At 69.3% G+C, this 26529-nt stretch carries 21 protein-coding genes and 1 pseudogene; 9 read left to right on the plus strand and 13 right to left on the minus strand.

The window, feature by feature from the left end; genetic code table 11:
• Positions 1-76: 76 nt before the first annotated feature.
• From HUA74_RS37785 to HUA74_RS37800, 4 genes are all read right to left on the minus strand, one after another.
• Positions 77-1006, minus strand: coding sequence for a PD40 domain-containing protein (locus tag HUA74_RS37785; RefSeq protein WP_174458474.1), 930 nt, complete (start codon positions 1004-1006; stop codon positions 77-79).
• Positions 1007-1152: 146 nt separating this feature from the next.
• The gene (locus tag HUA74_RS37790) at positions 1153-1965 is read right to left on the minus strand and encodes a LytTR family DNA-binding domain-containing protein (RefSeq protein WP_141643816.1); all 813 of its coding nucleotides are present in this window, start codon (positions 1963-1965) and stop codon (positions 1153-1155) included.
• A complete protein-coding gene (locus tag HUA74_RS37795) occupies positions 1962-3092 on the minus strand; it encodes a sensor histidine kinase (RefSeq protein ID WP_174458498.1) in 1131 nt (376 codons plus the stop codon). The genes HUA74_RS37790 and HUA74_RS37795 overlap by 4 nt, the downstream gene beginning before the upstream one ends.
• A gap of 85 nt (positions 3093-3177) precedes the next feature.
• Entirely contained in the window at positions 3178-4572 is a 1395-nt protein-coding gene (locus HUA74_RS37800; RefSeq protein ID WP_174458475.1) for a HEAT repeat domain-containing protein, read from the minus strand.
• 76 nt (positions 4573-4648) lie between these two features.
• Here HUA74_RS37800 and HUA74_RS37805 point away from each other — a divergent pair, with 76 nt between their 5' ends.
• A complete protein-coding gene (locus HUA74_RS37805) occupies positions 4649-4915 on the plus strand; it encodes a hypothetical protein (RefSeq protein WP_174458476.1) in 267 nt (88 codons plus the stop codon).
• Between the two features lie 25 nt (positions 4916-4940).
• Here HUA74_RS37805 and HUA74_RS37810 read toward each other — a convergent pair whose 3' ends face one another.
• Complete coding sequence (locus HUA74_RS37810; protein ID WP_174458477.1) at positions 4941-6599, minus strand: M14 family metallopeptidase; 1659 nt, start codon at positions 6597-6599, stop codon at positions 4941-4943.
• Positions 6600-6769: 170 nt separating this feature from the next.
• On the opposite strand from HUA74_RS37810, the gene HUA74_RS37815 reads away from it, so the two are divergent.
• Positions 6770-7228 (plus strand): YaiI/YqxD family protein, encoded by a 459-nt coding sequence (locus tag HUA74_RS37815; protein ID WP_141643811.1) that lies wholly within the window; start codon positions 6770-6772, stop codon positions 7226-7228.
• A gap of 29 nt (positions 7229-7257) precedes the next feature.
• Here the strand turns inward: HUA74_RS37815 and HUA74_RS37820 are convergent, their stop codons facing one another.
• Both HUA74_RS37820 and HUA74_RS37825 read right to left on the minus strand, forming a co-directional pair.
• Positions 7258-8709 (minus strand): glycoside hydrolase family 6 protein, encoded by a 1452-nt coding sequence (locus HUA74_RS37820; protein ID WP_174458478.1) that lies wholly within the window; start codon positions 8707-8709, stop codon positions 7258-7260.
• 306 nt (positions 8710-9015) lie between these two features.
• Positions 9016-10338 (minus strand): sigma 54-interacting transcriptional regulator, encoded by a 1323-nt coding sequence (locus HUA74_RS37825; RefSeq protein ID WP_254625438.1) that lies wholly within the window; start codon positions 10336-10338, stop codon positions 9016-9018.
• Between the two features lie 236 nt (positions 10339-10574).
• Here HUA74_RS37825 and HUA74_RS37830 point away from each other — a divergent pair, with 236 nt between their 5' ends.
• Complete coding sequence (locus tag HUA74_RS37830; RefSeq protein ID WP_174458480.1) at positions 10575-11918, plus strand: ADYC domain-containing protein; 1344 nt, start codon at positions 10575-10577, stop codon at positions 11916-11918.
• Between the two features lie 108 nt (positions 11919-12026).
• Here the strand turns inward: HUA74_RS37830 and HUA74_RS37835 are convergent, their stop codons facing one another.
• Positions 12027-12695, minus strand: a complete 669-nt coding sequence (locus HUA74_RS37835; protein ID WP_174458481.1) for a hypothetical protein — start codon at positions 12693-12695, stop codon at positions 12027-12029.
• A gap of 275 nt (positions 12696-12970) precedes the next feature.
• Here HUA74_RS37835 and HUA74_RS37840 point away from each other — a divergent pair.
• Positions 12971-13180: pseudogene (locus tag HUA74_RS37840) on the plus strand (integrase core domain-containing protein); the annotation flags it as partial.
• 84 nt (positions 13181-13264) lie between these two features.
• Here HUA74_RS37840 and HUA74_RS46505 read toward each other — a convergent pair.
• Together HUA74_RS46505 and HUA74_RS37850 are read right to left on the minus strand one after the other, a co-directional pair.
• Entirely contained in the window at positions 13265-13573 is a 309-nt protein-coding gene (locus tag HUA74_RS46505; protein WP_174458500.1) for an RCC1 domain-containing protein, read from the minus strand.
• A 17-nt stretch (positions 13574-13590) separates the two neighbouring features.
• Entirely contained in the window at positions 13591-16890 is a 3300-nt protein-coding gene (locus HUA74_RS37850) for a serine/threonine-protein kinase (protein ID WP_174458482.1), read from the minus strand.
• 116 nt (positions 16891-17006) lie between these two features.
• On the opposite strand from HUA74_RS37850, the gene HUA74_RS37855 reads away from it, so the two are divergent.
• Positions 17007-18770, plus strand: coding sequence for a HEAT repeat domain-containing protein (locus HUA74_RS37855; RefSeq protein ID WP_174458483.1), 1764 nt, complete (start codon positions 17007-17009; stop codon positions 18768-18770).
• Positions 18771-18794: 24 nt separating this feature from the next.
• Here the strand turns inward: HUA74_RS37855 and HUA74_RS37860 are convergent, their stop codons facing one another.
• Together HUA74_RS37860 and HUA74_RS37865 are read right to left on the minus strand one after the other, a co-directional pair.
• On the minus strand, positions 18795-20468 hold the full coding sequence (locus tag HUA74_RS37860; protein WP_174458484.1) for an amidase: 1674 nt from the start codon (positions 20466-20468) through the stop codon (positions 18795-18797).
• A gap of 39 nt (positions 20469-20507) precedes the next feature.
• Positions 20508-21257 carry a 1-acyl-sn-glycerol-3-phosphate acyltransferase gene (locus HUA74_RS37865; protein WP_174458485.1) on the minus strand — a complete coding sequence of 250 codons (750 nt, stop codon included), beginning with the start codon at positions 21255-21257 and terminating at the stop codon, positions 20508-20510.
• A gap of 113 nt (positions 21258-21370) precedes the next feature.
• Between HUA74_RS37865 and HUA74_RS37870 the strand changes: the two genes are divergently transcribed.
• The 4 genes from HUA74_RS37870 (at position 21371) to HUA74_RS37885 (ending at position 25059) form a co-directional block, all read left to right on the plus strand.
• Complete coding sequence (locus tag HUA74_RS37870) at positions 21371-22267, plus strand: TIGR02266 family protein (RefSeq protein ID WP_174458486.1); 897 nt, start codon at positions 21371-21373, stop codon at positions 22265-22267.
• A gap of 220 nt (positions 22268-22487) precedes the next feature.
• Positions 22488-23309: a mechanosensitive ion channel family protein gene (locus HUA74_RS37875; protein ID WP_174458487.1), complete on the plus strand. Its 822-nt coding sequence runs from the start codon at positions 22488-22490 to the stop codon at positions 23307-23309.
• Positions 23310-23482: 173 nt separating this feature from the next.
• Positions 23483-24739, plus strand: coding sequence for a M12 family metallopeptidase (locus tag HUA74_RS37880; RefSeq protein ID WP_174458488.1), 1257 nt, complete (start codon positions 23483-23485; stop codon positions 24737-24739).
• 50 nt (positions 24740-24789) lie between these two features.
• On the plus strand, positions 24790-25059 hold the full coding sequence (locus tag HUA74_RS37885) for a hypothetical protein (protein ID WP_174458489.1): 270 nt from the start codon (positions 24790-24792) through the stop codon (positions 25057-25059).
• A gap of 18 nt (positions 25060-25077) precedes the next feature.
• On the opposite strand, the gene HUA74_RS37890 is transcribed toward HUA74_RS37885, so the two are convergent.
• A complete protein-coding gene (locus HUA74_RS37890) occupies positions 25078-26019 on the minus strand; it encodes a hypothetical protein (RefSeq protein WP_174458490.1) in 942 nt (313 codons plus the stop codon).
• Positions 26020-26529: the final 510 nt, after the last annotated feature.

The raw sequence follows: 26529 nt of genomic DNA on the forward strand, positions 1-26529 counted from the left end.
GCGACGAGCCGGAAGCCACATCGCGCCTCCGCCCGGAGTCAGACCCCTGGCTCCGGGTGGAAGCCGCGTTGGGCGCTCAGTCGCGCACGTCGCACGAGCCGGCATCGGAGAGGAGCCGGCCGACCTGGACGTGGAAGAGGTCACTGGGGAGGAACGGCTCATACTGGTGCCGCACGAAGTAGAGCGTGCGGTGGTCCGGCGAGAGCGTCGGATGGTACTCGTCCAGCGCGGTGTTCACCGTCGGCCCCAGGTTGCGGGCCGGCTGCCAGCCGCGCCACGTGCGCGTGGCCACGTAGAGGTCGCCGTAGCCGTAGCCCTCCGGACGACCGATGGAGGCGAACAACAGCGTGTCGCCGTCCGGCAGGACGTTCGGGTTGAACTCCCACAGCTCGGTGTTGACGGCGGGGCCCACGTTCTCCGCGGGCCCGTAGCTGCCATCCGCGCGGAGCTTCGAGCGCCACACGTCCCAGCCGCCGAAGCCGCCCTCACGGTCCGAGCCGAAGTACAGCGTGCCGTCCTCGTCCACGCTGGGGTACAGCTCGTCACCGAGGCTGTGCACCGCGGCCCCCAGGTGACGCGGCGCACTCCAGCCGCCGTCCCTGCGTCGCTCGACGACCCACATCTCCACATCCTCGCGCGGCGCGCCGTTGACGGGACGGATGGAGGAGAAGAACAGCCGACGTCCATCCGGCGAGACGAACGGGTCGATGTCCGAATACACGCCCGAGAACGACGCGGGGCGGGGCTCCGTCCATCGGCCATGGCGCAGCTCGGAGAAGACGATGGTGGCCTGGCGCGTCTCGGGGAAGAAGCCGGGGCTCACGCCCCAGAAGGCCGTGCGCCCATCCGGAGTGAAGGCGATGCGCCACTCCTCCTGGCCCGGAAGGGAGACGAACCCCGGGGCGAACACCTCGGGCGTGCGAGGCGCGGAGGCCGAAGCGGACATGGCGGCGCACAGCACCAGCGCCGCGAGCACCACGGGGATGCGACGAAATGACGATGACATGACGGATTCCTCTCGAGATGTGGCGGGAGGAAGTGACGTCGTTCCCGCCATGGCCCAAGAGGTACGCGCGTTGCCCGCCGCTGTCCGGGAAGCGGGGATGAAGCGAGAGGGACGCGGGACGGACGGGAGCCCCTCGGGGACGCGCCTCAGCGCGCTCCGTCCGAACCTGGACCCAGTCCGAGCGCGGACTCCACGCGAGCGCGATGGCTGCGCCCGGTGCGCACGGCGGTGCCGCCAGGGCCCAGCACCAACAGGTATTCGCCCTGGGACAGGGGCTCCATCTCCCGCACCTGGTCCAGATTGACGAGTACGGAGCGATGCACGCGGAGGAAGCGACGTGGGTCCAACCGCTCCTCCAGATGCGTCAGCGTCTCTCGCAGGACGTGCTGCTCGCCCCCGACGTGGACGCGGACGTAGTTGGCCTCGGACTCCACGTGGGTGATGGTGGAGCAGTCGACGAAGCGGATGCGCCCGTCGACCTTGATGGGCAGCCTGCGCAGAGGGGCCTCCGCCATCGCGAGCCCCGACAGCAGGGCCTCCTGGCGCGCCACGGCCTCGCTGCGCCGCACGAGGCGCACCTGCTCGCGTGCCCGGACCAGCGCGGCGCGAAAGCGCTCCTTGTCATAGGGCTTGAGCAGGAAGTCCAACGCCTGCGCCTCGAACGCACGCACGGCGTGCTGCTGCCACGCGGTGACGAAGACGACCACGGGGAGCGACTCTGGAGGCAGCGCGCGGAGGACCTCGAAGCCGTCACCCGCGGGCATCTCGACATCCAGCAGCAGCACGTCCGGCGACGTGTGGAGCACCGCGCGCACCGCCTCCGCGCCGCTGGTCGCCTCGGCCACCACTTCGACGTTCTGCTCCGCCGCCAGCAGTGCGCGCAGCCGGGAGCGCGCCAGCGGCTCGTCGTCAGCGAGCGCCACGCGAAGCAGCGTCGACTCCACCGGTTCCACGCTCATGCCGCCACCCGAGCCCCCTCGGAGCCCGCGTCGAGCGGCACGCGCAATTCCACCACCGCGCCCCGGGGCGTGCCCTGCCGCAGCTCCAGCCCCGCCCTGCCCCCGTAGAGGGTCGCCAGTCGCGCTCGCAGGTTGGACAGGCCCACGCCTCCACCGCGAGGCGGGCCTCCCACGGGCGGCCCCATGCCGTCGTCCCGCACGAACAGCCGCAGCACGTCCCCTTCCCGCTCGGCGGAGATTTCAATCCGCCCCGGCTCCGCGCGCGGCGCCAGTCCGTGACGGATGGCGTTCTCCACCAGGGGCTGCAACGCCAGATAGGGCACCCGTGCATCCAGGACGTCCGGAGCCAGCCGCCACGACACCTCCAGGCGGGGCCCGAAGCGAATCTGTTCGATGTCCAGATAGGGAGCCAGCGCCGCCTGCTCCTCGCGCAGCGTCACCTCCTGTCGTGCATGGGACTCCAGGCTGTGGCGCAGCAGGTCGCCCAGTCGCGCCAGCATGCGCTCCGCGGCATCCGGGTCCGCGTGGACCAGCGAGGCCACGGCGTTGAGCGCGTTGAACAGGAAGTGTGGCCGGAGCTGCGAGGCGAGCGCCTGGAGCCGAGCCTCCGCCAGCTGGGCCTGGAGCTGGTCCGCGCGACGCTGACGCACATGCGCCCGGCGGGCGAGGCCCAGGGCGTGGGCGCCCGCCGTCAGCAGCACGAAGGGCAGCAGGTTGTTGACGACGCTCTGGGCCAGCACGTCGAGCACGCGGGGCTCGCGCTCGTACCAGCCGATGAGGTCCTGGGTGAGCACGACGAAGGTCGCCCTGCCGAACACCACCAGAAGCAAGGCCACCAGATGGAAGCCCAGGGCGGAAGGCAGGCGCCCGCACGCCAGGGGGACACGCTCCGACAGGCGCAGACACATCACGGTGATGGGCACCCACAACAGGGAGCTGGCCAGGGACATGCGCCACAGCGCGCCCCCGGCGACCTCCGCCTCGCCGATGCGCTGGAGGAGCTGGACCTGGCTCACGGAGATGAGCGCGTCCGCGAGCCACCAGCCCAGGGCGCCCGGCCACACGGCCCAGGATGGCAGGGGCGCCACCTCACCAGCCCGGAGTCTCGCCGTCTCCTCTTCGCGCATGACGGGCAAGGGTAGCGGGCCCCGGGGATGGCTTCCACGAGGCCTGGGACAAACCGCTCGCGGACAGGGACGAACGGAGCGTCGCTCAGCCGCCCTGGCTCGACAGCCACTGCCGCCACTGCTCGGGACGCTCGAACTTCTCACCAGAGAGCAGTTGGAGCACCAGCACCGCGGGCTCGCGATTGATGGGCTGCTGGTAGGCCGACATGTCCACGAGCAGCGTGCCGACCTTCTGGAGCACCTCCGCGCGGCGGGCCTTCAGCTCGTCGGGCGAGAGCTTCTGGAGCACCATCTCCAGCAGGTAGGTGCCTTTGTTCCGGTCCGACACGTCCGGCATCGTCATCGCCTCGAAGACCTTGGACAGGTCGACGACCGGCCGGTCCAGGCCCTGCTGGAAGGCCAGCACCGAGCGGACGACGTTGTTGCGCACGCCAGAGTCCGGGTCCTTGAAGAAGGGCAGGAGCCACCCGATGACCTGCTCCGGCGTGCCGGCATAACCCAGCACATAGGGGACCGCCGAGCGGCGGTTCGCATCGGCGTCCTCGCGCAGCACGCGCAGCAGCGCCTCCCGAGCGGCGGGGGCCTTCTCGACGAAGCGCGGCTCGTAGGGAGCGAGCTCGGGGTGACCGAACCCGAACGAGCAGTGGGCGACGCGACAGGACGGAGGCTGGTCGGTGTTCAGCGCGCCGGAGCGCATGAGGCGCACCACCTTGTCTTCGTACTCCAGCCAGTGCGCGATGAGCCCCTCCGGGTCCTCCACGTGTCCGGTGGGTGCGGGGAGGAAGCTCAAGCGGTGCGAATCCTCGGCGTCCACCAGGTCCACGCTGGCGAAGGCCTGCCCCTTCAATTCCTCCGCGAAGAACGCGATGACGCCCACGTGGGTGTAGGCGAGGTTGAAGCGCTGACGCAGCGCCTCCTCCCGCTTCTTCATGAGATGACGGCTGCGGACGATGGGCTTGCCCACCTCCAGGCCGAGCATCTTGATGACCTCGGCCGCGGTGGCGCGACGCGAGCGCGACACGTCGATGGTCGCGAGCACGGGGATGGGCATGGGTGGGGTGCCCGCCTTGTCCAGGTTGGCCTGGACGCCCGCCACCACCTGCGCCCAGCCCGGCAGCGAGTGGAGCGAGGCCAGCTCGGGGTCGAACTGGAGCTGATCCACGGAGGGGAAACCACTGTCGGCCGCGCGCTTCAGGAAGGCCATCGCGTCCTCGGTGCGCCCTCCGAGAGAAGCGCAGCCGGCTGCGGAGTAGTACTCCTCCGCGCGAAGGTCGGGGTCCGTCAGGGCCTCCGCGGACTGGCGCCGCAAATCGGCGCAGGTGGCGAAGTCCTCGGCGTCGTAGGCCTTCTCCGCGCGCAGGGACAACTCCTGCGAGGTCATCGCGCCCACGGTGGACACCACGTCCTGGGGCTTCCCGGACGAGTGCGCGCAGCCCAGGCCCAACATCAACCACAGACTCAGTCCGACGGACTTCCTCATGAGCGCCTCCCCTTCGAAACCCCGCACTGTGGCGCGACAGTGGCCCCGGGTTCAATGTCTCACGGAACGCCCTGTCTTGAGCCCCAACCCCTGCCGGCATACCGCAAACAGTTGCAACTCAACAGCGCCTGTCATCTGGAGGCACCAGGGACATATCCAGCCACACGGCCCCAACAGCCCCTACTGGGGCGTCGGGACGACGTCGTGCGAGGAGACGTGCGTCTTCAAGCGCTCCACCACCGGTACCTACTACCGCAAGCACGTCCGGTTCCGCGTGACGGATGCGACGGGCGTCACCTCCGCCCCCGCGGAGACCGGTCAGTTCTGCTGGAGCCCCAACTGAGCACGGGGCCCCAGCGCGCGCTCGTTCACTCCGCCTTCTTCGGAGCCGGGGCGGGGCTCACCACGCGGTGCACGGGGTAGAGCCCGCCCACCTCCAGCATCGTGTCCAGGAACTGCCACCGGCAGAAGCCATCGTCCGAGTGCGGCTCCAGCAGGTACACGGCCAGCGTGCCCGCGCGCTGCGCCGTGGGCACGTAGAGCGTCCCCTGGGCGAACTCGCGCTTCGTCCGCTCGGAGGACACCGTCAGCACCGTCTCGAAGCGCACCGGCTTGGGCTTCAGGCTCAGCGGCACCTCGGCCTCGCCGGGCGCGGGCACGTTCGCCGCGACGTCGGGGCTGAAGGTCTCCTCCCGCCGGGCAATCCGGTAGCTGTCCACCAGGAAGTGGCGCGCCTTCGGGAGCACCTCGAACCGGATGCCCTGCCCTTCCAGCCGGGGCGCCAGCTCCGCGGGCACCAGGTACGCCTCCGGCGTGCTCACCGCCTGCGTCGGGATGAACGTGCGGTAGTGCGGCACGCGGTAGACGCGGCGCTTCTTCCCGGGGAAGCGATGCTCCGCGATGCTCTTCTCGTCGAACGCCTGGATGCGCGCCAGGTCCCCGTCCTTCGCATAGGCCGGGTAGTCGAACGTCAGCGCGCCCTGCGCGTCCCGGGTGGCGACGCCGTAGTTGATGCCCACCAGCGACTGGAGGTCCGGCGTCTTGCCGCGCGCGATGATGGCCGCCTGCTGGGCCTCCGTGACGGAGAGGAACGCCTTCGAGCTCCGGGCCGCCTCGCGGAACAGCTCCAACAGCCACGCGCGCGTCACGGCGCAGCGGCGCGGGAAGTCGATGTAGCTGTACGTCTCCAGCAACACGTCGAGCCGGCCAAGCAGGCCCCGGTAGTGACTGCCGAAGCGCGGCAGCGCCGGGTACGTGTGCCAACCCGAGGCGGGCACGTCCTCCTCGCGGTAGTTGCCGTACCAGAAGCTGTCGAACCCGTGGCGCTTGCTCACCGATTCGGAGACGCGCTCCAGCATCGCCCGGTTGTAGTCGCGCAGCTCCTGGAACAGCGGCTCGTTCGAGTGAGACGTGTCGAACGTCAGGTCGAAGGCGTGGATGCTGCCGTCCGTGGTGTGGCAGTCGATGAACAGCTCGGGCCACCACGTCTGGTGCAGCTTCGCCATGGCGCGCGTCTCCGGCGCCTCCTGCTTCGTGCTGTCGCGGTTGAGGTTCCACCCCTCGCCCGTGTAGCGCGTGCCCACGCCGCCCTCGGGATTGACCTGCCCCTCCAGGCTCTTGAGGTTGAGCTTGCGGTTGTTGGGGCTGATGCGGTCATTGCCGTCCGGGTTGAAGTTGGGGACCAGGACCAGGCACAGCTTGTCGAGCAACTTCGCGCCCAGCTTCGTCAGCGTCAAATCCCGCGCGAGCGCGAGCAGCGCCTCCTTGCCCTCCACCTCGCCGGCGTGGATGTTGGCCTCCACCAGCACGACGACCTTCTTCTGCTTGCGCGCCAGCTCTGGCGTGAAGCAGTTGCGGTCGCTCACGACCATCGCCACCAACGGCTGACCCTCGCCGCTGGTCCCGAAGTCCACCCGTCGGGCGAGCTTCGTGCGGCGGCAGAGTTCATCGATGAAGGCGAGCACGTCGGAATGACGCGAGGTTTCGGCGTAATTCGAGGCTTCAGCGCGGGTGAGCAGCTCGGACATGGGCGCGCATCCGAGCGCCGCGCTCCCGCGTCGTCAAGCACTTCGTCCGCAACGGGGCAACGTTCACTCCGGGTCGCCGTCATCCAGTGAGCGCTCGTCGACGCACTGCACGGTCCACGCCGAATATTCCGGAGCACCGCGCCGTGAATCCACGCGAGGATGCGGGCCGCATGAAAATCTGGGTCGATGCCGATGCCTGTCCGGGCCCCGTCCGGGAAATCCTCCTGCGCGCCTCACAGCGCCTCAAGGTGCCCCTGGTGTTCGTGGCCAACCGGGCGATGAACCTGCCCCGCGCGGAGTTCGTCTCCACCGTGCAGGTGGGTGCGGGGCTCGACGTGGCGGACCAGCACATCGCCACGTCGGCCCAACGCGGGGACCTGGCCGTCACCCAGGACATCCCGCTCGCGGCGCTGCTGGTGCCGCGAGGCGTGGTGACGTTGGACCCTCGTGGGGAGCTGTTCTCCGAGGAGAACATCGCCGAGCGACTCTCCGTGCGGAACTTCATGCAGGAGCTGCGGGAGAGCGGCGTCGTGACAGGCGGCCCGAGCGGCTTCAACGCCCAGGACCGCCAGCGCTTCGCCGCGGCGCTGGACCGCGAGCTGGCCCGGCTGCTCCCGAAGCGCGGCTGATTCGTCGCGCGCTCCGGGAGCCCCTGGGCTCAGGTCCCGTCGATGAGGCGGATGGCGATGTCGGGGCTGAACTGGCCCGCTGGAGTCGTGGGGGCGATGCCGCAGTTGCCGTCGGAGTCTCCGGGCACCTTCACCCACAGGAGCATCTCCGCGCCCCCACCCACCTGTGACAGCACGCCCAGCTTGCGGCCCGCCGGATTGCACCACTCGCCATTGTGGCCATTGCCGTTGCGGCTGGTGTCCACCACGAAGGGCTTCGTGTAGCCGTAGCGCGTATTGAGCGCGCCGTTCACCGCCGCCCCGTATGTGGTCGACTGGGCCGTGGTGTAGAAGTTCGACACGTTCAGCGCGAAGCCCCGGATGTTGCGGACGCCGGCGGACTCCAGCCGCTGCGCCATCGTGTCGGCGGCAATCCAGTTGGCATTGCCACCGTCCAGGTAGGCCCACGTGTTCGGCGCACGATCTCTCAGCTGCTCCGTCGCGTAGCGCAGGAGGCCGAGCCGCGTCTGTCGCTCCGCATCATTGGGCAGACAGTCGAGCTGGGCGACCGCGTCCGGCTCGATGATGACGATGGCCGGGCGGTTGCCCAGGCCGGTGGCGAAGGCGGAGATCCACGTGCGGTAGGCCTCGGGACTGCCCGCGCCTCCGCCGGAGTGACTGCCGCAGTCGCGTCCGGGAATGTTGTAGGCCACCAGCACCGGGAGCTTGTCCGCCGTGTCCGCGGCGGCGACGAAGCTGGACACCGCCGAGGCGATGTCTCCACTCCAGTTGCCGAACCAGCGCGCCCCCGCCTTGCTCGCGATGGACGACTGGATGCGCGCCGCGCGGGAGTCCCCACCGTTGTTGCGCACCCAGACGGCGGAGTTGGAGTTGGGGTCGACGTAGAAGCCGCTCGTCATCCCCACCGGCCCGGTGCCACCCCCGCCGTCCTCCGTGGTGAGGGAGATGTTGTCCAGGAAGGCCGAGAAGGCGCCCACGCCGCCGAGCTGGAACGTCACCTGCCCCGCCGTCGTGGCCAGGTTCGAGGTGAAGGGGAATGTGAAGGTGCGCGTGGTGCCATCCAGGGTGATGTACTGGTCCAGCGGCGCGGTGTACGGCGCGGCCCCCAACTGCACCGTCACCCGCACCCGCACGGTCGCCGACGCGGACGCCGTGAAGGACAGGGTGTACGCCCGGCCATTCACCAGGACGATGTTGTCCTGTCCCGAGGGTGCATCCCAGGGATTGGCGGGGGTCCCCGTGACGTTGATGCGCAGCTTCCCGTTCTCCACCACCGACTGGGAGTTGGCACCGCTCCACCACGGCGCCACCGTCCCGCCACTGAAGGTTCCATTGACGACCAGCTCCGTGAGCGGCGAGGACACCTGGCCCTCCGACTCCGGCTCGGGCGCGGGAGCTGACGGCGCGGCGGGGCCACACGCGGCCACCAGGGATGCACCCAACACGACGGCTACCCAACCCACATGTCGACGCAGTTGCACGAAACGACTCCTCCTGCCCGCTTCCGGATGACAGGGAATGACGTCCGGCCTGGCGCGGGACCTTGGCGCGACGGTGAAAGTCCTTCTTCGCCGCGTCGCGGCATACTGGCAGGTTTTCCCTGTTTTACCAGCTCAAATACACACAAGCCCTGGCGGACGACTGCAATGGCAAAATTGAAAAGGAGCTTGAAACAGCGTCGTCCATCAGGATTGTAGACATCCACGCCCGGCGGCGACGCCAGGAGATACCGGACACTCCGTCATGCGGGCTCACACACGGGGCGCGCGCATCCAGGAGAACGCGGCTCACTCGGGCTCGGAGGACTCCGCGCCGTCGAGGCCATGCCGGCGCAGCAGCCGTCGAAGCTGGGTGCGGTGCAGGCCGAGCGCGCGCGCCGTCGCGGAGACATTGCCTCCCTGCTGGCGCAGGGCCTCTTCAATCCGGGCCCGTTCCTGGACATCCCCCTGGGCGCGCTCCGTCGCATCCGCGCGAGGCTCGGGGCCGGCGCGCACGGTGACGCTTCCGGGGCCAAAGGCTGTTCCCGCGCTCGGGCTCAGGTGTCGAGCCTCCACCCGGGTGGCGCCCTGAAGCAGCGCGGCCTGGACGGCGCTGCGCAGCTCCACCAGGAGTTCGCGGATGTTTCCCGGCCAGGGCCGCAGGAGACACTGCTCCACCAGGGAGACGTGGAGCCCGAGCCCCGGCGCCACCCGCTCCGCTTCGCGTTGGAGCAGCAGGGGCAGCTCCTCGGGGCGCTGGCGCAGCGGAGGCACCACCACCTCGGGCCGGCCCATGCGGAAGTACAGGTCCTCGCGCAGCCCGCCCCGGGCCACCAGGGCGCGCAGGTCCTTGTTGCTCGCGGAGCACAGGTGCAGGTCCACCGTCTTCGGCCGGGAGGCGCCCAGGGGCAGCACCTCGCGCGTCTCCAGCGCGCGCAGCAGCTTGGCCTGGACGGCCAGGTCCAGCTCCACCACTTCATCGAGGAACAGCGTGCCGCCATCCGCGGCCTGCAGGTATCCCTGGGCGTCTGCCTCCGCGCCGGAGTACGCGCCGCGCCGGACACCGAAGAGGAGCCGCTCCGCGATGCCCTCGGGAATGGCCGCGCAGTTGACGGCGACGAAGGGGCCCTCGCGCCGGGGACCGTGTTGGTGGAAGGCGCGCGCCATGCCTTCCTTGCCGGAGCCGCTCTCTCCATGGATGTGGAGCGAGAAGCCCAGCTCCGCGGCGCGAATCACCTCCGCGAGCAGCCTCTGGCCACCGGGCCCCCGCACGAAGCCGTCCACCAGTCCGACGCCGTGTTCTTCCAGGGGCCGCACGTCGACGCTCGGCACGAAGAGGGAGTCTCCCATCCGGAGCACGGCGCGCACCTCGCGAGGCGCGCCGGGCGCGAGCGGCTCTCCATCCACCCAGGTTCCGTTCTGGCTTCCCAGGTCGACGGCCCAGAAGTGCTTCCCGTCGAAGCGGACCTGGGCATGGCGCCGCGACATCCTCGGGTCCTGGACGTCGCCGAGTTGGGGACCTCGCCCCAGCTCCAGCCCCTCCAGCGGGAGCCGGAGAGCCACTGCCAGCGCCGCCCCTCCGCCAAACAGGCGCACCAGCCCGGGAACGCGCGCCGCGTCCGAGACCTCCATCCCTCGTCCATCACCACTCGGCCGGAGCGTCGACCCATCGTGTTCCATGCCGGGTCATCATACGCGCCGGGCGGTGGCACACGGCACGGTGCCAGCGCTTGTGCCATTTCCGGAGCGACTCGGGCGCCTCGCGAGGACAGGCTCCCGCTGGCGACGGGAATGTCGGGGGCGCGTTCAACCGTGGCACGGCGCTCGCTATGGGGCGCACGCATCACGAGGCACCAGGGGACACCACCATGAGGAACATGACTGACGACATCGCGGCGCCCGTGCGGGGAGCCCACCGGACCACCGGCCCCATCCTGCTGGCGACACTGGCGCTCCTCGGCGCGAGCGCCTGCCTCAAGCCCCTCCAGCTCCCGCCGTCACCTTCAGACCCGAACCCCCGGCAGCCCGACGTGGGCGACAAGTACGTGACGGACTCGGAGACCCAGTTGCCCGTCACACCTTGCAAGGGAAAGGACTGCCCGCCCCTGGAGCCCACGGCCCAACCGCTGGCGCCGCTGGAGTGTCCGACGGGGCAGTGCATCCCGGACAACTCGAACGGCCAGGGCATCTACATCGTCGAGGGCAGCGACTTCTGCTTCACCCAGGGGACGGAGTTCCGGTTCTGCCCGGAGGCCTTCGTCAACCGCGCGCCCGGGGACGTGGTGCTCAAGGGGAGGGACCGCCTCATGGGCACGCTCTTCTACACCGCGACGCTCCGGGGGGTATTGCCGGGCCAGCTCGGTCGCACGCCGCAGGGCGCTCCCGCGAGCTTCGTTGCGATTCACAGCGTGCAGGGACAGGGGGACCAGCTCGTCGTCAATTACTGTCAGTCGCGGACGAAGTGCAGCAAGCCAGAGGACATCCAGACGCTCCAGGGGCCGGCGCTCGCGGGCTTCACGTTCGACGTGCTCTTCCGGAACGTGCCGGATGAGGAGACTTTCTTCGAGTTCCAGCTCGTCCCTCTGGGAGCCGACCAACTCCTCCCGCCGTTCCAGCTTCAGAAGTACGAGGTGCGACACCGGTTGCGAGACCCCAATGGCAACCATCCGGCCTGGACGAATCCGTGCGGCGGGTCCGCGCGGGGCCGGGTGGGCATCCTCCCGGGGCGGGTGGTGGATGACATGAATGCCGCCGTCACCGCCGACGCCAACGTCACGACGCTTGGTTGCGAGTCCGGCGCCATCGTCACGTGCCTGGATTGGGGTTACAGCCCCTGGAATCCCCAGACAGGGGTGTCGGACCCGAATCGGGAATATGTCTATGGCTCCTGTCTCCAGGCGAAGCGCGCGGCGTACTTCGTGGGCAAGGGCGACCTCAAGAGCTACACACTGACGGGCACTCGCATCGTCAAACGGGATGAGTATGGGTTTGGGCGAGACGCGGAGGGTGGCATCGAGCGCACCGACTTCCTGGAGGCCCTCTGGAGTCCCGAGGGCGCGGTCTGCCTCAATCCCGAGCACCGGCGTCACCCGGAGATTCCCCTGCATCCGGAACATGGCCCCCGAATCGAGCGCTGTGAGGCACCGTCGGGACAGCTCATCCTGTGGCGGGACAACGGCAAGCTCGCGACGGGCCTGCCACCGCGACACTAGGGCGTGCCCAGCAGGTCAGGGCCAAGGCGGAGTGTAACCACGTCCAGGTGCCCCAAGGACGTCAGCAGGCCTCGAATCTCCTCCTCCAGCAGCAGGCGGGCTCTTTGTTCAGGGGCCGGGCGACGCGGCGACCACCAGGAAGGCGATATCGCAATAGGGACAGACGCGCTTGTCTCCGGGACTTGATTCGCCGAGGTCCTGTGGAGCGTTGCACGAAGGGCAGCGGTGCTCGAGGCGCCGAGTTGAGACAGTGACGTTTTCTGATGAAGCGGATGCATCTGTGCTCACGTTGCCGAGGGAAACAGCGCTCGACAGGAAGCCGGCGGAAGTCCGCCCCGGGGTGAAGGAGGAAACAACGTAAGCCCCCTTCTGGGGTTCGAAGACTCGGTTGATTTCACCGGCGGCGATGAGCTTCAGGATGAATTGTTCAGCCTTCTCTTCCGACACCTGACAGAAGATGGCCACGTCCTTGACGGTGACATCCCCCTTGTTGCGGATGAAGTCAGCCAGCTCAGCCATGGGGTCACGGCTCTCCACTGTCGGCGTTACCCAGTGAGCGGGCTCGCGCTCTTCTTGGGACGAACGCCCCTTCTTCCACAGAAATTGGCCGAGCAGGAAGGGGAGTACGACCATCACCCCCCACAGGGCGGCAACCATTTTGGCCGGCTCCTGTATTTTCCCGTGCGCGTGGGCGACGAGCAGGGCGATTACCCAACAGGCTGACCAGAGCTTGAGTGCACCCCCAAACAGCACCGCTAGACAGCCGAAGCCCTTCACCAGCCCCCTCCTCTCTTCGTGGCGACATCCGACAGAAAGGGCGTCACGGCTGCAGGCGGCTGCGGTAGTGGACGACTGTCAAAGGCTGGGGACGCATTGACGGCGGAGGCGTTCATGAGGATTTGGTGACGGTAGAAAGAGCTGAATATTTGATACCTAGCATCCAGGTGAGCCAGACGGAAGAGGAGCCTCCTCTCATCGATAACTGCAATGGCGCGGGTCACCCTGGTTCTCTGGTTGCTGCTCACACCCGGGTACTGCTTCTGTTCGAAGGCCCCGAGGGCAGCGGCTGCGCCGAGCGCTTCATTCGCACCCTCAAGGAGCACCTGCTCTGGGTGAGCATCTTCTCCCCCGTGGAGTACCTCCGGACGGCCCTGCTGGAGTGGGCCCACCGATACAACGAGCACCGGCTGCTGGAGCGCCACAACTTCCTCTCTCCGAGTCAGGCCCGGCGAGCGCTGCCGCAGCTGAAACAAGCGGCCTGATTACGACCGCCTGGGTGTCTCGACAATCCGGTGCGGTACAGGTCCACCGTGTCCGCGTTGCGCTCGCTCACCAGGAGGATGCGGCTATATCCCGATCAGCCCTGGCACCGGGGTGGAGCGCTTGCTCGTGATGCCCTCCCCCACCTCGCCGAATGCGTTGTAGCCCCAGCCCCACGCAGTGCCGTCTGAGCGCAGCGCCAGCGAATGGGAATCGCCAGCGGCGATACGGGCTTGAGCCTGAGCCCCCGACAGAGCAGCGCCTGTCGAAACCTGCGCTCCTGGCGCGCCGGTGGGCTGTCCACGGCTGACCCATGGAAACAATCCCAGCCAGAGCGCTGCTGGCCTTCCGAACCGCCGCCCTGCATTGTCTTTCATTCCGTTACCCATATCCATGCGCAATGATGTCAGGGTCACCGCTGACGGGGCTTCACGCCTCGCTGGGTGTCGAGCAACCGTTCACCGCCGGGTGCCTGGAGGTGGATGACCCCTGGATGTTCTACGGGGGCCAGCCACTTTGCAGGTCCTGCGACGGGGACCTGGACCATGGCGTCCAGGCCTCGTATCAGTTCGATGTACTCACGACGAAGCAAGGGGTTGAGTTCCAGGGCTCGCGCGAGCGCGGCTTTCGCCTGACGGACACCTTCCTCCTGCGTGGAGCCCACCCGCGCCTCCATGAACAACAGCCCGGCACGCAGCGCATGTGCCTGCGCCTGATTCGGGTCGAGCCGCATCGCCAGCTCCACCTGTTTCAAGCCCTCGGCCAGCGCGACTCTCGCCTCCGCGAGGGGCTGCGCCTCCGCCAGCTTCCACGAAGCCCGCGCGAGCGACACGTGGGCCTCGAGATACGGATAGAGCGCCACGGCGCGACGGGCCTCGGCACGGGCTCGCAGGAGCGTCTCCACCGCGCTCCTCCCCTGCCGCTGGGCCCACTCCGCGCCCATCAACTCGAGACTCGAGCCCACGACGCGACAATCCGCGCAGCGCGCGTCCACACGCAACGCCTCTTCCAGCGCCCGGCGCCCATCCGCCAGCGGAGTCTCGGGAGACTTCCCGTCACGCACCGCCTGGGTCGCCAACAACAAGTGCGCCGACGCGACATGGAAGTGGGTGCGTCCCGCCGTCGCATTGATGCTCAGCGAGCGGGCGAGTGCATCGAGCGCCCGGGTCAACGTGGGACTCGCGTCACCTCCCACGTCGATGAGGTACGAGGCGTGGGTCAGCTCCGCCAGCGCCACCTCGTTCAGCGCGGAGTAGAAGCGACCATCCAACGCGAGCGCGCCTTGTCCCGCCTCCAATGCGCGTTCCACGTCCGGGCTCGGGTCCTCGCCTCGTGAGAGCGAATACGTCGCCAGCGCGTTGTGCAGCTCCGCCAGGTTCGAGTGCGCGAAGAGGTACCGGGGGTCCGTGCGCAGCGCGAGCCGCAGGTGCTTCCCCGCAGCCTCATATTCGGGGCGCGGATCCAGGCCGTGCTCGCGCTGATGGTTGCCCTTCCAGCGATGCACGAGCGCCAGGTCATTGTGCCCCCAGGGATAGGCCGGCTCCAGCTCCAGTGCCCGGGTGAGCTGGGCCACGGACTCGTCCCACGACGCCCCGGGGTCTCCGCCCTCGCGCGCGACTTGAAGCCCCCGCAAGAAGAGACTGAAGCCCAGCGTGTCGTACGCCAGGACCTCCCGGGGTTCGAGCTCGATGGCTCGCGAGGCGGACGCAATGGCTTCTCCCAGGAGCCGCTTCGGCTCCTCGTTCCCATCCAGGGGATTCGCCGCGCGATAGGCATTCATCAACACCAGCGCCCGCTTCGTGTGCGCGGACGCGCGCATGGGCGATGCGACGAGCGCCCGCTCACTCGCCTCCAGCGACAGCGACAACGAGTCCTTGCGCGAGCGGCCCTGCTTCCGGTCCAGGTCCGCCTGCTGGAGCCAGACCTCCGCGAGCGCCTCGTGGCCCCGCGCATCGCTGCGTCCCAGCTCCAGCGCCCGTTCATAGCGACGCGCTGCCTCCAGGAAGTCCGCGCGCGCGGCTTCGTAGTCTCCACGCCCCAGTCGCTCCATGGCCCGCGCATGAGCCACGTCCGCCGCGAGCATCCGCGGCTCCAACATCCACGGAGTCTCGGCCTCCGCACCCGACGCGGCGGCCTCCGCCCCAGCCAGGTCCTGGCGATAGAACGCCATCCATCCCGCCAGCAGCCGTGGCGACTCCCCGGCCGCGCCCTGCCCTCGCTCCAGCGCACGCAGGGCGGGCGCGAGGAGGTCCACTTCCAGGGTCCGCGCATGCTCGGCCACCCACTCGGGCCCGCCCCGGCGTCGCGCCGTCTCCATCTCCAGGAGGTACAGGCCGCCCAGCGTCTTCCCCAACGCCAGATTCAGCTCGGGGGAATCCAGCCCCAGCCCCGCCGCGCGAGTCAGCTCCTCGCGGGCCTGCTCCAGTTCGCCCATCGCCAGATGGCCGCGACCTCGTGCGTAGTGCACCAGCGACTCGCCATGCACCCCCAGCGCATGCGGTGTCGAGGTGAGCTGGACCATCCGCTCCCGCACGAGCCGCTCTTCCGGACGCGTGTCATGCAGCGGCGCCATTAAGGCCGCGCGCATCAGCCACTCCACGTCCTTCACCTGCTGCCCCAGGTGCTCCGCCAGGCGGGCGCGTCCCTCGGCCTGACTCCACGAGCGCACCCCCAGGACGGAGACGACCAGCACACTCAGAAGGGAGACCGCGGAGACGACGACGAGCGCGCGGTGCTTGCGAGCCCACAGCCGTCCTCGTGCGACGAGCCCCGGTCTTCGCGCGAGGATGGGCTCGCCATCCCTGTACCGGTCCAGGTCCTCCGCCAGCGCGCGCGCCGAGGCATACCGTCGCGCCGGGTCCTTGTTCAGACACGTCAGGACGATGGTCTCCAGGTCGCCCGCCACCTCCGGCACGCGCAGGCGAGGAGCAACCACGTCCTCGTGCAACACCTGATGCAACGTGCCCACGGAGGTGGTGTCGCGGAACGGCGGCACCCCTGTCAGCAGCTCGTACAGCGTGGCGCCCAGGCCATAGACATCCGTGCGCCGGTCCACGCTGGCGCGGTCTCCGCGCGCCTGCTCGGGAGCCATGTACGACGGCGTGCCCAGCACCGCCCCTGTCTTCGTGAGCCCCTGCTCCAGGTCCGCGTCGTGGGCCAGCCCGAAGTCCGTCACCACCGGGTACCAGCGCCGCTCCTCCTGCCGTTCCACCAGGATGTTGGAGGGCTTGAGGTCGCGGTGGATGACGCCCAGCCGATGCGCCTCGTGCATCGCCGAGGCGACCTCCCGCATCACCTGGACCTTCTCGCCCAGCGACATGTCGGGCGCCACGCGGTCCAGCCGGGTGCCGTCCACGAGCTGCATCGCGATGAAGTCCCGCGCGCCGACACGGCCCACCTCGTACACGCGGCAGACGTGAGGATGGACGATGCGCGCCTGCGCGCGGGCTTCCTGGAGGAAGCGCATGACGCGGTCCGGGTCCGCCTCCCGCACGAACTTGAGCGCCACGAAGCGACCCAACCTCCGGTCCCTCGCCTTGTAGACCTCCCCCATCCCCCCGCGCCCCAGCAGCTCCAGCGAGTCGAAGCGCTCGCCCATCGCCACCTCCGCCACGCCCAGGTCTGGAGCGCACGCGTCCTCCGGCGCCTCGCTGCCATCCATCGTGGGCCCGTCGTCCCCTTCCCGGCGCCCCGCGTCTCCCCGTTCCGACATGGCGCCATGCTAGCCGCCCCACGAGGTCCCCGGACCAGCCCCGCCCCGTTCCCGAGTCGTGTGTCACGGCACAGGTGTAGGCTGTCCACCCATCCGCGCGTCCCGGAGGCCTGGAATTGAGCTTCGCCCTCATCATCGCCTTCACCACCACCCTGGCCCTGGGCTCCGCGCCGACGCCCGACGCTCGCGAGCCGCTCACGGACCTCCTGGATCGCTTCCAGGACGTCGCGCATGACGATTCGAAAACGGACGACGAAGTAGAAGATTCGGGAATCCAGAAGGAACGACAAGCCATGGCGACGGCCATTCAGGCCCATGGCGCGGCCGCCATTCCCCCGCTGCTCGCCATGCTCGACAGCGACAAGGTGGGCGTGCGCGTGCTCGCGGGCTACACCCTGGGCGACATCGAGGGGCTCACCGAGCAGCATCTGGAGCCGCTCATCGAGGCGCAGCGTCAGGGCACGCCGTGGGTCGAGCGGGCCATCGGCCACATCGGAACGCCTCGAGCCCTGGCCTTCCTCACGGAGGCCCTCGATGAATACCCCTCGAGACACAACCAGATCACCGGCGCCCTGGAAACGGCGGGAGGCAAAGGAGCCCTCGCACTCACGGAGTCACTGCGCGCTCCCAAGCCCCGGAAACCCGCGTACGTCGACGTCGCCTGCGAGCTGCTGCGTGAAATGAAGGACAAGGCGAGCCCCGCCATCGAGCCGCTCCTCGCGGTGATGGCGGAGGAGAAGACTCATCCCAAGAACCAGGTCCACGCGATACGACTGCTGGGATGCATCGGCTTTCTCGCCCAGCCCGCTGCCGACAGGCTCGAGCAGTTTCGTGAGAAGACGCCCCGGTTGAAGCGTGACATCGACCTGGCACTCATCAGCATCCGCCCCGAGCTGACCGCGGCGCTCTTCGCCCAACAGCTGCGCGTCGAGCCCACCATCCCGTTGCTGCGAGACCTCGCGAAGCTGCGTCAGGACGGGCGCGGAGCCGGCGGTGCACTCGTCGAGCTGCTGACCCACGAGAACTGGGAGATACGCGTCGCGGCGGTCCATGCCATGGGCTACCTCCAGTACACGGACGCAACCGACCTGCTCATCGCCCAGCTCAACGACGAGAAGGACTGGCGGATGGTCATCGTCTCGGTCGAGGCCCTCGGAAAGTTCAAGGCCCAGAAAGCCGTGGGGCCGCTGGAGCGCGTCGCGAAGGAGCACTGGTATCCCTTCGTGCGCAAGGGAGCGCTCCAGGCCATCAAGGTCATCCGGGGCGAGGCCACGTACACCGAGGATCCGCACTTTCCCTCGGAGTTCCTCCACTACCGGTTCTCGGTCGACGACACGCCCAACCCGGTCGAGCCGCCCTTCGTCCCGGGGAGCGACGAACTCTCCGAGAAGGACCTCAAGCCGCTGAAGTACCCCATGCAGGTGCGCACCCGGGCCGAGAAGGGTTGGCGCGTCCAGAACTTCCAGGCGGAGCCGGGCTGTGGCTTGCGCGTCGCGAACGGGCACCTCTTGGGCACCAACCGGGGAGAGTGGGGAGGCGAGCTGGTCCACCGGAGCGCGAAGCGAGCCACCACGGTGCTGCTGAAGGAGAACACGCGGTCCATCCACCGCATCGGTGGCACCCTCGTCGCCGTCACGGGACTGGCCCACCTCTCCAGTCATCGCGGAATGCTGTACCGGATCGTCCCCAAGGGTGACTCCTATGTCGCCGAGCCCTGGAGGGCGCTGCCCGGCTCGCCCAAGGTCGCCGGGACGATGGAAGACGGCCGGCTGTTCATCTCCTGCGCGGGCGGCGACGTCATCGTCACACCCGACGGCACCCTGGAGATGTCCACCCGGGAGAGTCGGCGCGCCAGGCCCGTGAAGCCCTCCGCGCCGTGACACGCGCGCACACCGCGCGCCAGGTCAGCGCAAGGCCGTGACGTGGATGGCGGGAGTCCGCGCCGCCGTGGCGCGCTCCACCACGCGGCCCAGGCGCAGGAGCAGGTGCTCCTCATACGGGCGCCCCATGAGCTGGACACCCACCGGCAGGCCCGCGCGGTCGAAGCCGGCCGGGACTGACAGCGCGGGGAAGCCCGTCAGGTTGCCCTCGCGCACGAAGCGCATCAGCGCATCCACCACGGGAAGGTTCGACTCGCCATCCGGCAACGTCGCCTCCGGAATGAGCGGCGCGGTGGTGGCTGTCGACGGCGTGACGATGACGTCCACGTCCGCCATGACGGCCAACAAGTCGCGAGTCAGCCGGTGGCGGTGGCGCAGCGCATGAATCAGGTCCGTGGCGCGGAAGTGCCGGCCGATGGCCAGGTTGGTGCGGGAGTCGAGCCCGAAGTCCGCGGAATTGGCGCGCGAGTGCGGAAGCATCGACTCCGCCATCTCGCTCAGGATGATGCAGCTGTGCGTCCACAGCACCGTGTTCAAGTCAGGCGCGGGAATCTCCACCACCGTCGCGCCCGCGTCGGTGAGGGCGCGCACCGCGTCCTTGCAGCGCGCCACCACGTCCGGCGAGGCATCCTCGAAGTAGGGCCAGCAGATGCCCAGCCGCACCCCCATCAAATCCGTGCGCTCGTAACCAGACAGGTGATGCGGCGGCTGCGTCTGCGAGACCAGGTCCTTGCCATCCGGCCCCGCCAGCAGCGAATACATCGCGGCGACGTCGTCGACGGTGAGTCCCATGGGCCCGACGTGGCCCACGTTCCAGCACAGCGGCGGCACGCCCGTCTCCGGGATGCGGCCCCAGGTCGCCTTGAGCCCGACGATGCCGCACAGCGCCGCCGGAATCCGGATGGAGCCACCGCCATCCGCGCCAATGCTCAGCGGACACAGGCCCGCGGCCACGACGGCGGCCGAGCCACTGGAGCTGCCCCCGGTGATGTGCGCCCGGTTCCACGGGTTGCGCGCGGCACCGTGGTGCGGATTCAACCCGATGGGGTTGATGCCAATCTCATTCATGTTGGCCTTGCCCAGGATGAGCGCGCCCGCGGCCCGCAGGCGCGCGGCCACCGTCGAGTCCGTCGAGGCCACCTGATTGCGGAACCGCGTCCCCAACGTCGTGGGGAAACCCGCCAGGTCCACTTCGTCCTTGAGCACCACGGGCACACCGTCCAGCACGCTCAGCGGACGACCAGCGCGCAGGCGCTCGGCGGACGCCTCGGCGGCGCGGAGCACCTCGTCGGGCTTGCGCGCGATGAACAAGCCCATTCGCGCCTCGCCCCGCTCCAGCCGGTCGATGGCCTCGTTCAACCGCCGCGCCACGGCGACAGGGTCCGCTCCCCCCTCCCGGTAGGCGCGCGCGTACGAGCCCACCGTCTCGCGCTCCGGCGTCACGGCCTGCGCGGCGATGGCACGCGCGGCCTGCTCCTGCGGGGACTGGACTTCCGTCGCGGGCGCGCCGGGCGGCAGCGGGAACTGGAGCGGAGGTGCGTCACCCGCGGGCAGCTCGCGCCACTGGGTGATGCCACTGTCCCGCACCAGCTTCTCCAGCACGGGAGCGCCGACCCCACTCTCCAGGGTGTTGACGAACGCCTTGAGCGCGAACCCCGACACGCGGGGCGCCTTCACCGGGTTGCGTTGGTAGGACATGACGCCGAGCCTACTCGGGGCCGGCCCCGGCGTGGGACTTCACCCCGGCGGCCGTCCCAGCCCGTGAGCCTCCGCGAGCTCACGCAGCCGTTGGAGGAGCGCATCCCGGTCCTCGTAACGCAGGCCCCGCGTCTCCATCGCGGGCAGCAATTCGACGCGCACCCGGCCCGGGCGCACCCGCCATTCGCCGACGGGAAGCACCGCGCGCGCCCCATGGAACACCATGGGGACGATGGTCGCCCCGGAGCGAATCGCGAGCACCGCCGCGCCCTTCTTGTAGGGCCCCAGCGCACCGTCGGGGCTGCGCAGTCCCTCGATGGACATGTAGTAGCTGGCCCCCCGCCGCAGCGCCTCCGTGGCCCGGTCCACCGCGCGCCGCGCCTGCGCATGCCACTGCCGCACCACCACCGTGGAGCCCTGCGACAGCGGCACCCACCCCGCGAAGGGCAGCACCGCGAACCCCAGGTTCATGAAGATGAGCGCGGGTCGCGGCAGCGCCGGGGGGGTCACGAACGTCTCGCTCAGGCTCGTCTGATTCAACTGCAGGAAGACGTACGCGGCGGCGTCGTACCGGCCCGCGTTGTGGTCCACCACCTCCACGTCCACGCCGAAGACCCGCCGCGCCCAGAGGCACCAGGCGCGCATGAGTGCATCCGACGCCCCCTGGCTCACCGGGCCCAGCAACAGCGCGGGCGTCAGCAGCGGAGGTATCGCCGCGCAGGCCGCGCTCCAGCGCAGCAGGCTCGACAGCAGACCCGGGCGGGGAGGGAGCGCACAGGGAACGTCCATGCGGCCCGCTATACCAGGGTGTATCCATCACGACAGGGTGGAAGCGGACCTCTCGCGCGCCTCCGCGGGGACATGGCAGGCTGCACGGAAGTCCAGGCAGGCAGGGGGGCTCCATGGGAAGTCCACGCGTCAACGCGCTTGAGGAGTACAAGGCGCTGCTCGAGCGACAACGAACCCGACCGCTCGGCCCCGACGACGAGCAACGACTGGAGCTCTTGCGCGACGTGCTCCTGGAGCTGGGCGCGCTGCCACCCGAGGGCAGTCCCCTTCCCCCGCGCCCCGCGCGAGCGGACGCGGTGCTGGAGCTGACGTTCGCCACGCAGGACGACGTGGTGCGCGCGTACAGCAAGAACATCGGCACCGGAGGGCTGGCCATCCGCACCCCGCGCGCGCTGCCGGTGGGCAGCACCCTGGAGCTGCGCATCACCCTGCCTGACGCCTCCCAGACCCTGCGCGCCGAGGGACAGGTGGTCTGGTCCCGCGAGGACGGCATGGGCGTGGCCTTCACCCAATTGCCGCCCGAAGCCGAGCGCCGGCTGAAGTCCTTCCTCACGCAGGATGCCTCGCTGCTCCAGCGCGTGCGCAGCGTGCTGAAGACGGACGTGATGGGCCTGCTGAAGACGGACGTGCGGGAGCTGGGCAAGGGCCCCGCGCCCCAGGCGGCCACCGCCGTGGAGCTGGACACGCGAGTCCCCATCCTGGTGCGCCTGTCGGACGCGCGGCTGATGACGCTCGTCACCGAGCTGTTCCACCAGAAGGGCCTGCGCGTCGTGACGGACAGCGACAGGCCCGCGCCCATCATCGTCGTGGACACCGGCTCCGCGCTCGACGTGCTCAGCACCGCGGGCCGGCCGGGCTCACGCACCATCCTGGTCAACGTGAGCGGGCCCGACTCGTTGATGGGCCGGCTGTCGAACCTCAGCCCCGCCGCCTTCGTGAAGCACCCCGCCACCGCCGCTTCGGTGCTGCTCGCGGTGGAGAAGCTGCTCACGGCCACGAAGCCCTCTTGAGGGCCCCACCCCTGACGGAGGGCCCCCGCTGACACGTCAACGGGGGAGGCTGACGCGTCCATGGGCGGCTCAGACCGAGGGGCGATTGCCTCCGCGGGCGTGAAAGTGCTTTGCATCCGGGGGCTTACCGGCAGCCCCACTGCTGGCCCGTCCCCTGCACATGCGCACCCGCGAAGCTGGCGCGCCACGGACGTGGACTCTCCGCCGCTTCAGGAACGTCATGGACGCCATTATCGAGCAGTTGAAAACCCTGGCACTCGCAGAGGCCTTCCCCTTCCTGCTCAAGGCAGTCGGGGCCCTGGTGCTGTGGTTCGTGGGTCGCGCCGTCATCAACACCTTCCGGCGAGTGCTGAACATCACCCTGCAGAAGCGTCAGTTCGACGCCACGCTCATCCGGTACATCGAATCGCTGTTCGCAGGCTCCCTCACCATCCTGCTGCTGCTCGGCATCCTGGGGATGATGGGGTTCGAGACCACGTCGTTCGCCGCGCTGCTGGCCGCCGCGGGCATCGCCATCGGCACGGCCTGGTCCGGCCTGCTCTCCAACTTCGCGGCGGGCATCTTCCTGCTCGTGCTGCGTCCGTTCCGCGTGGGAGACGAAATCTCCGCCGCGGGGGCGACAGGCGTGGTGCAGGAGATTGGCCTGTTCGCCACCACCATCGACACGTCCGACAACCTGCGCATCTCCGTCGGCAACAACCGGCTCTTCGGCGACAACATCGTCAACTACAGCCACCACCCCCACCGCAAGCTTGTCGTGAAGGTTCCGATGATGCACGGCGGTGACGTCCGCGGACTGATGCGGGCCCTCGAGGAGCGCGTGGCGCTGGTGCCGGATGTCCAGGCCAAACCCGCGCCCAGCGTCGAGGTGGCGGAGTTCAGCGTGCTGGGTCCCGTGTTGGGCATCGGCGTGTACTGCAAGCAGCCCCAGGCCAGCGCCGTGCAAGCCCGCGTCGCGATGGCCGCCTCGGAGATTCTCATGGCCGCCGGCTATGTCGTTCCGCCGCAGGTCTCCAACGAGGTGCTCGCCAAGGCGAGCTGAGAGACTGCCCCGGAGCACGCCTCCCGGGCCGCTTCACGTCGCTGGTCTCTCCCTGCCCGGGCGAGGCCGGCGCCGAGCGCTGGCCGCGTCCCTCCCAGTCCTCGCGCCGTCACACGAAACACCTCGGGACTCTCTCTGACGGGCGGAGCATCCACCGCCAGGGGAGAGTCACCATGACGGACAAACTCAAACAGAACGCGGGCGGGGCGCGAGGCAGGGGGCGCTCGAAACCCCGCGCGGCGGCACCCGAGCCCACGACTCGCCGGGGCCGCAAGGCGGCGCCTCGCGCGAGGACGGCGGGAAAGACAGGCCGCGCCACGACGAGCGAAACCACGAAGGCGCTCGGCTATGCCTACTGCGCACTGCCGCAAGTCCCGGAGCGGCCACTGCCTCCGGACTTGAACGCGCGCCGACTTCGCCTCATCCGCATGAACGAGCAGAAGTGGGCCAACGGCACGGTCCTCCGCTACTACTTCTTCGACAAGGCCACGGATGGCGAGGAGGTGCGGCTGGCCAACGGCACCACGCGCTTCGTGCCATGGACGACCACGGACACCGAGAAGGACGTCGTGCGCGCGGCCTTCGAGCGGTGGACGCAGGTGGGCCTCGGCCTGAAGTTCCAGGAGGTGGCCTCACGCGACGAGGCCGAGGTGCGCATCGGCTTCATGCGCGACGACGGCGCCTGGTCCTACGTGGGCAGGGACATCCTCGCCCAGGGGCAGGACGAGCGGACGATGAACTTCGGCTGGGACCTCACGGAGCACCCGCGCGAAATCGACACGGCCATCCACGAAATCGGCCACACGCTCGGCTTCCCGCACGAGCACCAGAACCCCCACGCGGGCATCATCTGGGACGAGGAGGCCGTCTACGCCGCGCTGGCCCGGCCCCCCAACAGCTGGAGCCGCGAGACGACGTTCCACAACATCATCCGCAAGCTGGTCGCGAGCTCGGTGGAGGGCTCCACCTGGGACCCGGACTCCGTCATGGAGTACCCCTTCCAGCCCGGGCTCATCAAGGAGCCCATCGAGTACTTCCGCAACGGCCTCACCCCGAAGGGCGGGCTGTCGGACCAGGACAAGGCCTGGGCCCGGACGATGTACCCGCCCCTCACCGAGCAGGACTACACCGCGCTGCAGCCGTTCCAGTCCGTGCGCCTGCAGCTCAAGCCCGGACAGCAGCGCAACTTCACCTTCACGCCCCAGGAGACCCGCACGTACGAGCTGCGCACGTTCGGCGTCTCCGACACCGTCATGGTGCTCTTCGAGAAGAGCGGCACGGGGCTGCGCTTCCTCGCCGGTGACGACGACAGCGGCCTGGGCACCAACGCGGCCCTCAAGCTGAAGCTGTTCCGGGGACGCGAGTACGTGGTCCGCCTGCGGCTCTACTACGAGGAGCGCGCGGGCGAGTCCGCCATCATGCTGTGGTGAGCCCCCTGCCCGCGCTTCCGCGGAAGCGCGCGGAGCCAGCGCTCGCTCCCGTGCTCGAGGTCCACGGGGGCGAGGCGCGCGTCTCCGAGGTCTGCGAGGCGCTCCTGGCCGACGTCTCGGCGGGGCGACTCTCTCCGGACACGCTCTACATCGTCGACCCGGCCCGGCTGGAGTCCTTCCGGCGACTGGGTGACGCCGTCACCTGCGGCACCGTGGAGGGCTTCCAGGTCTGCGTGGCCCAGCGTGAGGGACGCTTGCGCGAAGCCCTCTCCCGCTCCGCGCCCTCCCCCACGGGCACCTCGGTGGACACGCCCCGCTGAGACGCCCCGGCCCGGAAGCTACCGCGCGTTCACCGCGGCATTGCGCGCGTCCCCCGCCGCCCGGTCGAACCGCTCGCCGACGGCCACATAGCCCGGCGCATGGACGAAGGGCGGCAGTTGCTCCTCGGACGTGCGCTCGTGGCGCATGTTGAGGGGGTGCAGGTTTTCGGCCGCGCAGGCCAGCCGGACGGCCCGCCAGGACAGCCCCGCTGCTTCCATGATGCGCAGGTAGTCGTCGAGCTGGAGGTTCTTCGCCGCGTTCTCCAGGATGAGCGGGCGCATCGCCTTCGTCACCGGCTTCACCGGGTACCAGTCCTTGGCGCGGCGCCGGTACTCCCGCAGCCGCTCGTCCCGCAGCGCCACCAGTCGCTCGCGGAACTGGGCTTCCGTATCCAGGAGTCGCGCCAGCGCGGTGCGCCCCATCTCCGCATGGAACACCTCCGTCGTGTCATCCGCCCGGGCCCGCGCCCCGACGAAGTCGACATAGGCCCGGGTGGCCGCGAGCAGCTCCCGCTCCGCGTCCTCCACGGACGGGACGGCCGAGGAGCGCGACTCCGGAACCTCCCTGAAGCACTCGTCGGGATTCTTCGCCTTGCCGTCGGGCCCTGGCCACGGGAAGACGTGCTGGTACCAGACGTCCCGGTCCGGAAACACGAGCACCAGCTCCGGCATCCTGGGGAGCGGAGGCGGAGGCGTGGTGAGGACCCAGTCGGCCGGGTCCAGGGCCTCGACCGAGCGGATGGCGACGAGCCCCCGCGCCTTCATCGAGTCCAACCAGGCATAGAAGGACGGCTCGAAGCCTCCCTCCACCTGGAAACCTCGGAAGGGTTTGTCCGGCGCCCCGCGGAAGACCCCGGCGTACGGGTCCTCGAGCATCAGCGCCCGGAGCTCCAGACCTCCGAGACGGGCGTTGCCGACAATCGCGGCCTGCCAGGCATAGCTCTGGACATGGAGTGACATCCCTCCAGCCTAGCGCGAGTTCACTCCGGAGAGGTGGCGCCCGGGAGGCTGTCTTTGCCCGCAATGACAGTCGCCAGCGGGTGGTCCACCACCCGCTGGCGACTTACGTCTTATACGGGCACCGAGGCGCCCGACGAAAAACTACGGAACCTGCGTCAGCACGTCCGTCGTGGTCAACACAGGCGTGGGGAAGGGAAGAGAACCGCCACAGCCACGGGGACCGCCACGAACCTTGGTCTTGATCTGCATGATGAACTCCTGGTGAAGACTGAGTTGAAGGAACAGATACCGCCGAGGTCAACCGGCAAAGCCAGTCGACGCCAGGAACTACGCCAGCACGTCCGTGCTGAGCACGGGGCCGGGGATCGTACCGCCACCACCGCAACCACGGGGACCGCCACGAACCTTGGTCTTGATCTGCATGGATATTCTCCGGGTGAAACGGGTGGACTGAACGACTACGCCAGCACGTCGGTCAACACGGGGATCGTACCGCCACCACCGCAACCA

This window comes from Myxococcus sp. CA051A (genome assembly GCF_013336705.1).
Classification (GTDB): domain Bacteria; phylum Myxococcota; class Myxococcia; order Myxococcales; family Myxococcaceae; genus Myxococcus; species Myxococcus llanfairpwllgwyngyllgogerychwyrndrobwllllantysiliogogogochensis.

What these genes read in the sequence shown, in the direction of transcription:
- HUA74_RS37825 (WP_254625438.1), bottom strand. Translation starts at nt 10,338, where the DNA reads ATGGAGGTCTCGGACGCGGCGCGCGTTCCCGGGCTGGTGCGCCTGTTT.
- HUA74_RS37880 (WP_174458488.1), top strand. Translation starts at nt 23,483, where the DNA reads ATGACGGACAAACTCAAACAGAACGCGGGCGGGGCGCGAGGCAGGGGG.
- HUA74_RS37810 (WP_174458477.1), bottom strand. Translation starts at nt 6,599, where the DNA reads ATGTCCGAGCTGCTCACCCGCGCTGAAGCCTCGAATTACGCCGAAACC.
- HUA74_RS37800 (WP_174458475.1), bottom strand. Translation starts at nt 4,572, where the DNA reads ATGAGGAAGTCCGTCGGACTGAGTCTGTGGTTGATGTTGGGCCTGGGC.
- HUA74_RS37875 (WP_174458487.1), top strand. Translation starts at nt 22,488, where the DNA reads ATGGACGCCATTATCGAGCAGTTGAAAACCCTGGCACTCGCAGAGGCC.
- HUA74_RS37860 (WP_174458484.1), bottom strand. Translation starts at nt 20,468, where the DNA reads ATGTCCTACCAACGCAACCCGGTGAAGGCGCCCCGCGTGTCGGGGTTC.
- HUA74_RS37865 (WP_174458485.1), bottom strand. Translation starts at nt 21,257, where the DNA reads ATGGACGTTCCCTGTGCGCTCCCTCCCCGCCCGGGTCTGCTGTCGAGC.
- HUA74_RS37890 (WP_174458490.1), bottom strand. Translation starts at nt 26,019, where the DNA reads ATGTCACTCCATGTCCAGAGCTATGCCTGGCAGGCCGCGATTGTCGGC.
- HUA74_RS37830 (WP_174458480.1), top strand. Translation starts at nt 10,575, where the DNA reads ATGAGGAACATGACTGACGACATCGCGGCGCCCGTGCGGGGAGCCCAC.
- HUA74_RS37870 (WP_174458486.1), top strand. Translation starts at nt 21,371, where the DNA reads ATGGGAAGTCCACGCGTCAACGCGCTTGAGGAGTACAAGGCGCTGCTC.
- HUA74_RS37850 (WP_174458482.1), bottom strand. Translation starts at nt 16,890, where the DNA reads ATGTCGGAACGGGGAGACGCGGGGCGCCGGGAAGGGGACGACGGGCCC.
- HUA74_RS46505 (WP_174458500.1), bottom strand. Translation starts at nt 13,573, where the DNA reads ATGGATATGGGTAACGGAATGAAAGACAATGCAGGGCGGCGGTTCGGA.
- HUA74_RS37785 (WP_174458474.1), bottom strand. Translation starts at nt 1,006, where the DNA reads ATGTCATCGTCATTTCGTCGCATCCCCGTGGTGCTCGCGGCGCTGGTG.
- HUA74_RS37795 (WP_174458498.1), bottom strand. Translation starts at nt 3,092, where the DNA reads ATGCGCGAAGAGGAGACGGCGAGACTCCGGGCTGGTGAGGTGGCGCCC.
- HUA74_RS37815 (WP_141643811.1), top strand. Translation starts at nt 6,770, where the DNA reads ATGAAAATCTGGGTCGATGCCGATGCCTGTCCGGGCCCCGTCCGGGAA.
- HUA74_RS37790 (WP_141643816.1), bottom strand. Translation starts at nt 1,965, where the DNA reads ATGAGCGTGGAACCGGTGGAGTCGACGCTGCTTCGCGTGGCGCTCGCT.